Below are 13,131 nucleotides of genomic sequence, written 5' to 3' on the forward strand. Positions count from 1 at the left end.
CTCCATTCAAAACCAGTTTTTGGTCCTTTGAATGGAGCGTTACTTTTGTATTATTTATCTTGTCCTTCAATATAACTTAATTCTGAAGCATCCTCTGCGTCGATTGTTCTATACGAAATCACACCTAAACCTTGAACGTTAGATTCAGAAATCACAATCGAACCATCACTGTTTACTTTTTCTACGAAAGCAACATGACCATAGATACTGTCTGCACCTTGTTGGCCAGCCTCAAAGACTACTGCAGTATGTGCTTTAGGTGTAGAAGAGACGTGGTAACCTTTACGTTCTGCACGGTTATTCCAATTACGTGCGTCACCTAAATCACCGCTGATTGTTTTGTTGAATTGCGGCATACGATTATAGACATACCATGTACATTGACCGTGTGGATAAGGCATATTGTCTGTAGTTTCCGCAAACGGTTTGAAGTCGCCTTCATGATCTTCATCGCTTGGTTGATAGTCTGCAAGGTCTGGCATTGTTTTCTTATCAAAGCGCGTTAAATCATAATGCTTGATCAAACTATTTAATTTATCTGCGTAGCGTGTATCTGTCGCATACGTACGTGATAAATGTCTTGTCGCATCACGATACGTGGCTGCTTCACTTTTCCAAGTCGGTTGATAAATTGTTGGATTGCCGTCGATGCCGTTTTTGATTAAGTCTGCATAATCTTCAAGCGATTCTTTTTCACTTGGGTAACTGCGGAAGGCGGCTGAAATTTGATACATACTGCTTCCACTGTCTTCTAATGTATTGAAGTTTGCGGAATGCCCTTTATAAGCCCCTTTAATTCCGAACAAGTTATAATGCGGTGCACGCGCTAATGTACTGTTGCCTGAATCAGATTCTAAAATTGCTTGCGCAATCATCACAGAGGCATAGATATCTTCATCTTGGCCGACGTCATGGGCATCTTTCGCAATCGTTTTAATAAAGTCTCGTGTGTCTTTATTTTCAGTTACTGCGATGTCACCAGATTCACTGTTATCGCTTGAGAGATTTGGTAATAATTCAAATGTCGCAGTTGTTCTGATATCTGAACGGTTTAGACCATCTTCAAAAGATTGTGCTGGTTTTTTCTTATTTTCCAATTGTGCTTTTGAAGGTAATTGTGGGTTAGAAGCATTGCTTGTGTCGTTCTGATTCGATTTTTGTTTAGATGCATCTTCAGATGATTGATTTGAATTGTTGTCATTTTGTTTTTGTGCGTCATAATCTGCTTTATTTTGTTTCGCGTCTTCACTGTATTGATCCAAAATAGATTCTAAGACACGGTCATCTGCCTTAGAAGATGTGTCATTTGTATCCTCTTTAGATTCTGTTTGTGTTGAATCAGCTGTGTTTTGATTATCAGCTGTATCTTCATTGTTTGAATTTGTTTCTGTTTCTTTAGGTTGTGTCGTTTGATTAGCGTCATCAGCTTGTTTTGGTTGTGCTGAGTCTTTGTTTTCTGTTGGTTGTTCAGTTTCTTCTTGATTATTGTTTGTGACATTGTTGCTGGCTTCATCTAGTTTATTAAAGATATCTTGGTCATCTTGAGAAGTTTCAGGTGTTGTATTTGAAGATGTGTCAGATGACTGTTCTTGGTTAGAAGGTGTATCTTCTTTAGGTGTTGTTTCGTTTGATGTAGTTGTACTGTCTTCTGATTGTTTGTCTGTTTCAATTGGTGTTTCTTCAGGCGGTGTTTTTGTTTGTGGCTGACCTTGATAATAGGTTTCATTTTTATTGTCTAAAGCTTGTTCATTGCTAGCATTAGAGTCGCTTGTCTCTTGATTGGTATCCGTAGTTTCAGAACGGTTTGAATAACTTGGGAAGAGACGGTTGAATAGGCTTTCGAAGCGGCTAGATGAATCTCGCTTCGGTGTAGATTTGAAGAAGTCTAATGTATGTGCGTCATAATCTGATTCAACCTCATTTCGTGTTGTGTTATCTGAAGGTGTTGAAGATGTATCTTTTGATTGTGTATTTGTTTCAGACTCTGACTCAACGTCATCTTTCTCATCTGATTTTAGAGATGTGTCTGAATCAGATGATTGCGTTTTGGATGCTTTATGTGGTTTAGATGTTTCTTTTTGATTTTCTTGTGTGTCCTGTTTAGTGTTTGAGGCACGGTCTGAAGATGATGCATCAGACTGTGAAGGTGCCGTGACTTTATCTGTTGTTTCTGCTTGTACATCACTTAAAGGGAAGGATGGAACTAACAATGAAGTAGAAAGCATACAGACCAATAGTTTTTGTTTCTTCATGGAAATACCTCTCTTAAAATATATTAGTTTACTGTGTACAAACGGATGTTTGACTTGGTACACTAAAAGCAGTATTATGACTAGTTGTTAACTTTTAAAGAGTGACCCTACTAATGAGGCCATTATATCAATTTATTCAAGAGAAACAAACAGTAATTTGAAATTAATGTGAAACCAAAATAGATATAAAAATTTTAGAGGTGTACAAATGAAGAACGCGATACAGCTGTTCCTGATGGATTTAAAGAAAATTATCAAGCACCCGTCCGTTTTAGTGATTTTAGGCGGAATAGCGATATTGCCGTCCTTTTACGCATGGTTCAACTTAGATGCGACTTGGGATCCTTACGGTAATACCAAAAATATTAAAATCGCAGTTGTCAATGAAGATAATGGCGATAAAGTCCGAGGCAAACAAATCAATGTCGGGGACACTATTGTCGATAACTTGAAAAAAGATGACCACTTTGACTGGGAGTTTGTCAGTCGGAAAAAAGCAGACCATGATTTGAAAATGGGTAAATATTACGCCGCAATGTACATACCAGACAAGTTTACACATGAAATTACTGGCACACTGAGAAAAGACCCGCAACAAGCGAACGTTGAATACAAAGTGAACCAGAAATTAAACGCGATTGCGCCGAAAATGACAGATGCAGGAACGAGTGCAATTGTTCAAAAAGCGAATGAACAGTTTAATGAAACAGTGACAAAAGCATTGTTAGATGAAGCCAATCGTTTAGGTGTGAAACTTGAGGAAGAAATACCAACGATTAATAAAATTCAAAAAGCAGTGAAGACTGCGAATGATTCAGTACCGAAAATTAATGAATTTGCGAAAAAGATTCTGTATCTTGACCAAAACCAAGATCAATTAGATGAATACGCAGATAAATTCCGAGGTTTAAATCAATATAAAGGAGATATCTTAGACGCGCAGGATAAATTAAACGCAGTGAATTCAGCCATTCCAGCATTGAATGAACGTGCAAAGTTAATCTTAGCGTTAAATGAATATTTACCGAATATAGAGCGTGCCTTAGATGTTGCTTCAAATGATGTACCGCAAGCTTTCCCACGTATTAATCGTGGTGTAGACATTGCTAGTAATGGTGTTACAGCTGGCAAACAAGGTTTAAATGAAGCACAAGGTTACTTATCAGCGGTAAAACAACGTGTAGGCAGTTACCAACAAGTGATTGATAATGCACAAGAAGTCGATCAAAATGTGCAAAATGAATTAAACGAAAGAGCACAAACTGCACCGCAAAGTACAACAAATAATGGACGTTTCTCTGGAATACGTACTTCACAAATGAGTACTAATGGTGAGGATTCAAATAACACGGATACGATTAATCCAAATGATGCGAATGCGATGGAGTCTTCATTATCAAAAGCACTCTTATCACTTTCTCAACAAACAGAACAACAATCAGAAGCGAGCCAACAAGATTTAGCAGCGCTAGAAGAAGTAACTTATGGTATTTTAGCGTCTGACAAACCTCAAGAATTTGAAAGTACGTTAGATAACTTGATTGAACGTCTGCAAGTGACAAGCAAGACCAACCAACAACTGATTGATATCTTGTCTGAACTAGAAAATCGTGAACATGTTGACTTATCTAAAGAAATTCAAACCCTAGAAGCAGCAAATAACAGAGTCAATCATGTGATTAAGCTCCAAAATCAATTGAGAGATGCCTTGAAACAAGGTAGTTCTGGTAAAGCTGAAGCAGTAAAATTATTAAAAGAAATTCCGAATGTTAATGATGCATTAAGTGATTTAAGAAACTATATTAAATCAGACTTGAATCAACGCTTAATCAATGTGTCACAAGACATTATGGCTGTCTTGAATACAGGAGAAGCAAAACTTTCTACCGTTCAATCTAAGCTGAATACGATTCAACAAGTGATTGATGAAGGCCAATCTATTTTAAATGTCGCAGGTGATCGTATTGAGACAATCCAAAGTGTCTTACCGCAATTAGAACAACGTTACTTAAATGCGGTAGCGACTGCACAACGTTATTATCCGCAGTTTAAGCAAGGTGTGGAACGTGCTGCATCATTCGTGAGAAATGACTTGCCTGGTCTAGAACAACAACTTGCGGACACTACCGCAACTGTTAATGCGAATCTGCCGACACTGTTTGATCGTTATGACCGTATTGTGCAATTGTTAGATGAAAATCAACCACAAGCGAAAGAAGATTTGCATAAGTTAGCTGAATTTATCAGAAACGACTTGCCGGATCTTGAGAAAGATTTAGCGAAAGCTAATAAGCTCTTTGATGAAGTGGAAGATGATGACGCAGTAGATAAGTTAGTGGATTTACTGAAAAATGACTTGAAGAAGCAAGCAGATGTCATTGCGAATCCGATTAAGATTCATGAAAAAGATATCTTCCCAGTCAAAGACTACGGTTCAGCAAGTACACCATTCTACACAGCATTGTCTATTTGGGTTGGTGCGTTATTGATGGTGAGCTTATTGACGACAGATAATAAGCATGTTGCGGACTTGCCGGGTATTACTACTAGAGAAACTTACTTAGGAAAACTTGGTCTGTTTTATATTATCGGTATTCTTCAATCGTTGATTGTCTCTATTGGAGATATTGTGATTTTGAAAGCCCAAGTTGAACATGTCGCATGGTTTATCGGGTTATCTGTGATTATTTCACTCGTCTTTGTGACGATTGTTTATACACTGGTATCATTACTTGGAAACCCTGGTAAAGCCTTAGCGATTATCTTGTTAGTCCTACAAATCGCAGGTGGGGGCGGTACGTTCCCAATTGAGGTCACACCGCATTTCTTCCAAGCGATTCATCCATACTTGCCGTTTGCGTATGCGATTGATGTGATGAGAGAAGCGGTCGGTGGCTTTGTGCCTGAAATTTTAACCAAAAAACTAGTGATTCTTCTGATTTTCGGCATCGCATTCTTTATTATCGGTATTATCTTTAAACCAATCACAGATCCGATTATGAGAAAAGTGTCAGAGAAAGCAGAAGAAAGTGATGTCTTAGAATAAGATAAAACAACATACACACAGTAAATAGGAGACTTGAAGTCAGCTTTGATTTCAGGTCTCTTTTTATACTTTTGTTTATCTTAAAGAACGCAACACTTTATATGAATTAACAAATTATTTACTTAAAATTAATTTGAGATATTCAATTGGTTGTGGGTATAATGACCCTAACAAATAAAGGGGAGGCATACGATGGAGAATCAATCGAATCAAATTATTGAAAGCTATAAACAATTTTGGATTCGCTTTTTAGATGTGAAGGGACGTTCAGATCGAGCGGATTATTGGCATCCATTTTGGATTAACTTTTTAATTTCAACTGTGTTAGGGGCACTTTCAGGAGGTTTATTAAGTAGTATCTTTGGCATTGCGATTATCATCCCATCTTTCACTGTGATGGTTAGACGTTTACACGATACAAACCGTACAATGTTATTTGCGATTATTTCATATATCAGCGGTTTTATCGCTTCAGTTGGAACACTTGTTTTCTTCTTTGGCGTTGTCTTGGCAGCGAATGCGAGCGAAGGTTGGGTACTAGGTGCCACAGCATTCGCAGGTGTCTTCGGTATTGTGGTTGCTGGTTTAGTTACACTTTATATCATCTACTTATTGGTACTGCCAGGGGACAAAGCACCGAATAATTACGGTGATGGCGGCAGTAGTAAAGCTGTTTCAAACAACCCATTAGCGCAAGATGCAGAAGTTGAATAACAAACGATTAATTTGAATATATTTATTGAACAAAAACTAAGAAGCTCTGAAGGATATCAGTAATTAGATTTCCTTCAGAGCTTCTATCTATTTTTAATCAAGTGTTATTTAAATTAGTTGTGTTTTAAGATTATGATTAATGGCGTAAATCAATAACCATACGGCCGTTGATTTTACCTTCTTCCATTTCTTTGAAGATATCTTGAACATCTTCCATTGGACGTAATTGTGTTTTTGGTACGACTAGACCTTCAGCACCAAATTGGAAAGCTTCTTTTAAGTCTTCACGTGTACCTACGAGTGAACCTACAACACGAATACCGTCTAATACCAAACGTGGAATTGATAAGTCCATTGATTCTGTTGGTAAGCCGACTGCGACTACAGTACCGCCAGCACGTACAGATTCAACAGCTGCGTTGAAGGCTTGTTTAGCAACCGCTGTAACAACTGCCGCATGTGCACCGTCTACATGTTCTTGAATGTATTTTGCGACATCCACTTCTTTAGGGTTTAAAGTGACATCTGCATCGTATTGTTTCGCAAATTCAAGTTGACTGTCATTGATATCGACTGCGATAACTTTAGCGTTAAATACTTTTTTCGCATATTGTAAAGCTAGGTTTCCAAGTCCACCTAAACCGAATAAAACAAGCCATTCACCAGCGCGTACGCCTGATTCTTTAATCGCTTTGTATGTTGTGACACCTGCACATGTGATACTGCTGGCAGCTTCTGATGATAAACCATCTGGAACTTTAACAGAATAGTCTGCAGTAACGATACATTCTTGTGCCATACCGCCATCTACAGAATAACCAGCGTTTTTAACTTCACGACATAGTGTTTCACGACCTGTAGTACAATATTCACAGTGGCCGCATCCTTCAAAGAACCATGCCACACTTGCACGATCTCCTACTTTTAAGCTTGTAACACCTTCAGCGACTTCTTTTACAATACCAATACCTTCATGACCTAAAATAGTGCCAGTCACATCGCCGAAATCAGCATGGGCAACATGTAAGTCTGTATGACACACACCACAACATTCCATGTCTAATAATGCTTCACCGTATTTCAAAGGGCGTAATGTTCTCTCAGTAACTTGGGGTTGATGATCTTTACCTACTACAATTGCTTTCATTTAGAAAACCTCCTTACTTAATCAATACTATTATATTAATATTGAGAGCAATAAGGTTATCGTAAATAAGGCTAATTTAGTAACTTTTATATAAGTATTTAAACATTAAAGATAATGTTCTGAGACATATCTACTAAGCATGTTAGCCATAATATTTGAAGATCTCAGTAATATTAAATGTAAGGCATCATCTAAGCTGATAATATCTCCTTCTCTAATGTCGTTGAGGTTATCTTCAGCCATATCTTCAGCCTTAACAGTTAAATTTTTATTTAAATCCAGTGGATAATCTAAAGCGGTCAACAACGTCAATAGCTTAGTTAGACTTGCGGGATTATTGCGCGCATTACCGTTTTTAGAAATAAGAATTTCTGGTTTGAAACGTGTGAATAAATAAGGATTACATGATGGGTATTTTAAAACTGTATAAGCTGTTGTATCTACACCATCTAGAGAACCTTTATTTAAAAGATAATCAATAAGTAACTTAGCTTGATGGAATCGATTACCTCTCGCTTTAAGCAAGGTTACGATATAGACAGTCTCACCATCATAGATTAAAAGACATAGGTTTTTTATAAAGCCCACAGTTCCAGTTTTGCCGCCTAAAATATCGTAATATTGATTCAGTTTTTCATTATCTACTCTTGTTGTGAGATCCATACGTCTTGCATTAGGACCCTTAACCCAGAATGAATAATGCTTCTTCTTCCAAATTCTCACAATATCCACATTCGCACTCGCATGTAGTGTTAACAATGACAGATCATAACTCGTTGATAGTTGATACTTTTCCGTTAAACCCGTAGGATTTTTAAACATAGAACGAGACATACCAATACTAGCTGCTTTTTCATTCATCTTCTCAACAAACATTTGAATTGTCTTTGGCTTTTCCACACTGATGCTCCTTTGTTGTAATTATCAATATATTACTATTGTATATCAATCAAAGGAGAATTAGTTGTGTATATAAAAGCTGTAGAAAATTTGTTACAAGTGATATTTAGTCAAAATAAGGACAGTCGTAAGTTAAATGATATTATGATTTTAAGGTCTTATCTTTGTAGATTGCATAACGTCTTACTAATTCAATTGTCATCATCCATACTACATGACCAAATAATTCAGATAGATGTTCGTCAAATGGTTGATCCCAAGGTGCTGGAACAGTTTGAATAACAGGCATAATCAATAAATGGAAAGCTACCCATATAAAGACGCCGAATAGAGCGCCATAACCTGCATAAACAATTGGATGTTTTTTAGCTAAATAAATATAAATTATTGCAATCACAATAGAGAAACTATAGTGAACGATAAAGCTGACCCACGGTAACATTTGTTTTGAAAATTGATAGGTTTGGTGTGTAAAATCTTGCGAAAATCCAAATTGTTGCAATAACTGTTGAGGTGGGTTAGTAGCATTTCTTTCTGGAGTACGAGGTGGAAACATGACTTCCCAACCTAATTTGACAATTCCTGATAATAATCCTGCAATGACCGCAGTGTAGATAAATTGAAATGTAGAACTTGTTTTTTCTTGATGCATAAAATTCTCCTCCTTAACAATAATCTTATATTAGCATGTTAAGGTTGTGTATAATATAACAAATTCAAGAAAGTTGAAGATCAATTAGCAGGATAAGAAATTGTGCTTAATATAAAAGATAGGAATTTTTATTAAAGTGCTTTAAACTAAATATAATAAATAGGAGGTGGTTTCTATGATTGAAAGACAGATTAAATTAATACAACTTTTTATTAATAATGCAGAACAGTATCTTACGTCTGACGACATAGCCACTTTCTTGAATGTATCGAATCGTACCACGAGAAATGATATTAAAGCAGTGAATACAAACTTTATGAAAGATTTAATAGTAAGTGTAAAATCAAGAGGTTATCAAATCAGCACTAAGCAATATACTATTAAAGAAGTTGAAAAACGACTCGAAGAATATACTGATAAAGACCATAAAATACTAGTAACTTTAGGTTATCAACTATTGATGAATGATACTCAATTAACATTACATCAATTAGAAAAAACGTATCATCTGACTAAGAAAGAAATACTTGATTATATTGGACGTATTCATGCCTGGTGTGAAAAGTTTGATGTAGCTATCAATGTTAAGCCCCGCAAAGGTATAGAAGTAGTAGGAAGTCAGACTAACCTAAACAATGCCACACTTCATTTAAATCAGCTTTCTACGCGTAATCATCGTGTAGAGTCACTTATATTAGACGAGTTGCCTAGAGCGCATGTAGATACAATCACACAAATTATAAAACGTAATCTCAATGACTTTGACATTAAAACTTCAGATATTCAAGTTGAACAGTTATTGATTCATTTGATTTTAATTATGAAGAGAAGCTTTACAGAGAATATTAACGGGGGGTTAAATGAAGAAGCATTATTAATTTCAAATAAGATTATTGAAGAAATAAACCTTAAGTTAGGCTACACTTTAAATTTACAAGTGACTAAACTGTTCTCATTTTTTATTAGCTATCACTTTAATAAGTTTGACTTAGGCGTGCAACAACTATTTATAGAAAGCTATATTAACCGAATGATTGAACGTATGGAAGAAAGAGTAGGCGTACACTTTACGCAAGACCAAGTGCTAAAAGAGAACCTCTATTCCCATTTTGGACGGACATATTTAAGAATTATGAAAGAAGTTTACCTTAACAATCCACTGACTAAAGAAATTAAAGCACTATATCCGTTCATTTTTAACGTACTTTATGATATTGGGCAACAAATGACAGAAGAAGCGGGTGTAGAATTAACTGAGGATGAGATTGCCTTTCTGACAATACATTTTCAATCTTCAATTGATCGTAATGAACAACATCATTTAAATGTGGTGATTGCCTGTTATTATGGAATTGGTATCTCTCAATTACTTGCTACAAAAGTTTCGAAGTTAAGTAATCATATTAAAGTTAAAGATACGATTAGATTGGAAGATATCGATCATTATGATTTCACAGGAATTGATATGCTAATCACAACTCATGATATTATTATTGATCAACTTACAGAAGATGTAGAGTTACTTCAGGTGTCACCGCTTTTAAGCGATGATGATAAGCATCAATTAGAAACATTTATGGCCAAAAAGTTAAAACCAGCTATGAAGTCAGATGAGTTTTCAGGTGTGAACTTTATAGTTGAAACAGAAAGTGAAAAAGCATTTAATACTGCTTCTATATTTGAAAAAGCGCAAGACACACTGAGTAATAATCATGCTGTATTAGAAGGGTATATCGAAAGTGCTTTAGAACGTGAGAGAATGTCTTCAACCTATATAGGAAATCAAGTTGCTATACCGCATGGCAACCCTGAGAAAGTATTAAAGTCTCATGTCATTGTTTTTAAAAGCACTAAAGGTTTCTATTGGAAAGAGCACCAAGTTAAATTAGCTTTCTTCTTAGCAACGACTAAACAAGATATTCAACTTACAAAACGTATAATTCAAACTATCGCACAACTGGATGAAAAAGCTATAGATGAGCTTATATATCTTGAAGCACAATCATTTAAAACTAAACTAATGAAAATGATTAAAGGATAATTGCCACTAGTAACGGTAATTATCTTTTTTTATGTCTTGGTGTTAGCGCTTACACTTTAACTAAGGAGCGTGATTCACATGAAAATATTAGCGATTACGTCTTGTCCGAATGGTATCGCACACACATATATGGCTCAAGAAAAATTAGAGCAAGCAGCTAAAGAGATGGGTGTAGATATCAAAGTTGAGACACAAGGCGGCGTAGGTGCAGAAAATGTATTAACAGCAAAAGAAATTAAAGAAGCAGACGGTATTATTATTGCGGCAGATAGACAAGTAGACTTATCACGTTTTAACGGTAAACGTTTAATTAACGAAAATGTCAGAGAAGGTATACATCATCCAAAAGAATTAATACAACGTATTATTGATAAAGATGCACGTATTTATCATCATGAAGGTGCTTCAGAAGATGACAGTTATGAAGAAGAAGAGAAGAAGAGCGGCGTACAAATGATTTACCAACACTTGATGAATGGTGTGTCCTTTATGGTGCCTTTCATCGTCGTTGGTGGATTATTGATTGCCATTGCCTTAACGCTTGGCGGTGAACCTTCAGCTAAAGGTTTAGTCATTCCAGATGATTCATTTTGGAAATCTATAGAGAAAATCGGAGCATTGTCATTTAGCTTTATGGTACCAATACTAGCAGGTTATATCGCTTATAGTATTGCTGATAAGCCAGGGCTCGTACCAGGTATGATTGGCGGTGCTATTGCAGCAGACGGAAGTTTCTATGGCAGTGAAGCTGGTGCAGGATTCCTAGGCGGTATCGTTGCTGGTTTTATCGCTGGTTATGTTGCGAAATGGATTAAAAACGTTAAAGTGCCTAAAGCTATGGCACCAATTATGACGATTATCATTATTCCAATTTTAGCTTCATTAGTAGTTGGATTAATATTTGTCTTTGTTATTGGTGCGCCAATTTCAGGCGTATTTACAGCATTAACTGGTTGGTTAAAAGGTATGCAAGGCGCGAACATTGTTGTTCTCGCACTCATTATTGGTGCCATGATTGCATTTGATATGGGTGGTCCAGTCAACAAAGTAGCATTCTTATTCGGTTCAGCATTAATTGCTGAAGGTAACTATGCAGTAATGGGTATGGTAGCGGTTGCGGTATGTACGCCTCCAATAGGTTTAGGGTTAGCGACATTTATTCAAAAACGTAAATTTAATAACTCAGAACAAGAGATGGGTAAAGCGTCATTCACAATGGGGCTATTCGGTATTACTGAAGGCGCGATTCCATTCGCTGCACAAGATCCGCTTCGTATCATTCCAGCAAATATGATTGGGGCTATGGTGGCAGCAGCTATCGCAGCTTTAGGTGGCGTAGGAGACAGAGTAGCTCACGGCGGTCCTATTGTTGCAGTATTGGGTGGCATTGAGCACGTGTTGTGGTTCTTCATTGCAGTTATTGTCGGTAGTTTAATCACTACAGCAACAGTTTTATTATTCAAGAAAAATGCACCGACTGCTGTACTTGAAGGAGAAGGTGTAACAACAGAACTTTCTGATAAACAAGATCCGCAAACAAATATAACTCAAACACAAACAGAACCGGTATACGCAGACACAAATACAAACGAAACACAAGAAACAAAAGAAGGTACTGTTTTCCATAAAAGCCTAATCGAATTAACTAACAGTGAAATGAAACGTGATGATGTGATTGATCGACTCATCACAGAACTAAAAAACCAAAACTATGTTGAAGACTTTGCTCAAGTAAAATCCTCTGTATTAAAACGTGAATCTGAATCTACGACAGCTATCGGTATGAACGTAGCCATCCCACATGCGAAATCAGATGCAGTCAAACAACCTGTAGTTGCAGTATTACAAAATAAAAACGGTATTGAGTGGGAAAGTTTAGATGGCTCATTACCTAAGATCGTGTTCTTAATTGTCGTACCTAACAACAGTAATGATACACATCTAAAATTATTACAACGATTATCTAAGACTCTTATGGACGATGAAACACGTGAAAAATTAATCACTGCAGAAGACAAAGAGACAATTTACGACATACTAAAAGCAATATAAAGGATGATAACGTATGGTATTATTTCTAAAACCAGTATTTCAAGAACGTATTTGGGGAGGCACAGCATTAAAACAATTTAATTACGACATCCCAAATGATTTAACAGGTGAATGTTGGGCAATTTCAGCCCTGCCACACGGCTCAAATGTGATTGAGAATGGTGAGCATCAAGGTAAAACGTTAGAACAAGTGTGGAATGAAGATAGAGCATTGTTTGGAAATGACCAAAAAGACGAGTTTCCACTTTTAACAAAAATTTTAGATGCGAATGATAAATTATCTGTTCAAGTTCATCCAGATGATGTATACGCGAAAGCATATGAAGG

At 36.4% G+C, this 13,131-nt stretch carries 8 protein-coding genes and 1 pseudogene; 5 read left to right on the top strand and 4 right to left on the bottom strand.

Annotated elements, in window-relative coordinates; translation table 11 throughout:
• Nucleotides 1-50 precede the first annotated feature (50 nt).
• On the bottom strand, nucleotides 51-2,252 hold the full coding sequence (locus HMPREF3031_RS03770; protein ID WP_002480251.1) for an amidase domain-containing protein: 2,202 nt from the start codon (nucleotides 2,250-2,252) through the stop codon (nucleotides 51-53).
• Nucleotides 2,253-2,460: 208 nt separating this feature from the next.
• Here HMPREF3031_RS03770 and HMPREF3031_RS03775 point away from each other — a divergent pair, with 208 nt between their 5' ends.
• Together HMPREF3031_RS03775 and HMPREF3031_RS03780 are read left to right on the top strand one after the other, a co-directional pair.
• Nucleotides 2,461-5,298 (top strand): YhgE/Pip domain-containing protein, encoded by a 2,838-nt coding sequence (locus HMPREF3031_RS03775; protein ID WP_070724619.1) that lies wholly within the window; start codon nucleotides 2,461-2,463, stop codon nucleotides 5,296-5,298.
• 192 nt (nucleotides 5,299-5,490) lie between these two features.
• Nucleotides 5,491-6,012, top strand: coding sequence for a DUF805 domain-containing protein (locus HMPREF3031_RS03780; protein ID WP_002480249.1), 522 nt, complete (start codon nucleotides 5,491-5,493; stop codon nucleotides 6,010-6,012).
• A 136-nt stretch (nucleotides 6,013-6,148) separates the two neighbouring features.
• Here the strand turns inward: HMPREF3031_RS03780 and adhP are convergent, their stop codons facing one another.
• From adhP to HMPREF3031_RS03795, 3 genes are all read right to left on the bottom strand, one after another.
• Nucleotides 6,149-7,159, bottom strand: coding sequence for an alcohol dehydrogenase AdhP (gene adhP / locus HMPREF3031_RS03785; protein WP_002480248.1), 1,011 nt, complete (start codon nucleotides 7,157-7,159; stop codon nucleotides 6,149-6,151).
• Nucleotides 7,160-7,264: 105 nt separating this feature from the next.
• Nucleotides 7,265-8,059, bottom strand: a complete 795-nt coding sequence (locus HMPREF3031_RS03790; protein WP_002480247.1) for a D-alanyl-D-alanine carboxypeptidase family protein — start codon at nucleotides 8,057-8,059, stop codon at nucleotides 7,265-7,267.
• A 142-nt stretch (nucleotides 8,060-8,201) separates the two neighbouring features.
• Entirely contained in the window at nucleotides 8,202-8,711 is a 510-nt protein-coding gene (locus HMPREF3031_RS03795) for a YagU family protein (RefSeq protein ID WP_070724621.1), read from the bottom strand.
• 175 nt (nucleotides 8,712-8,886) lie between these two features.
• Here HMPREF3031_RS03795 and HMPREF3031_RS03800 point away from each other — a divergent pair, with 175 nt between their 5' ends.
• The 3 genes and pseudogenes from HMPREF3031_RS03800 to HMPREF3031_RS03810 all read left to right on the top strand — a co-directional run.
• Nucleotides 8,887-10,752: a BglG family transcription antiterminator gene (locus tag HMPREF3031_RS03800; protein WP_002480245.1), complete on the top strand. Its 1,866-nt coding sequence runs from the start codon at nucleotides 8,887-8,889 to the stop codon at nucleotides 10,750-10,752.
• Nucleotides 10,753-10,830: 78 nt separating this feature from the next.
• A complete protein-coding gene (locus HMPREF3031_RS03805; RefSeq protein ID WP_070724623.1) occupies nucleotides 10,831-12,804 on the top strand; it encodes a PTS fructose transporter subunit IIABC in 1,974 nt (657 codons plus the stop codon).
• A 13-nt stretch (nucleotides 12,805-12,817) separates the two neighbouring features.
• Nucleotides 12,818-13,131, top strand: a pseudogene (locus HMPREF3031_RS03810) (type I phosphomannose isomerase catalytic subunit); the annotation flags it as partial.

This window comes from Staphylococcus sp. HMSC072B07 (assembly GCF_001815505.1).
Lineage (GTDB): Bacteria > Bacillota > Bacilli > Staphylococcales > Staphylococcaceae > Staphylococcus > Staphylococcus simulans.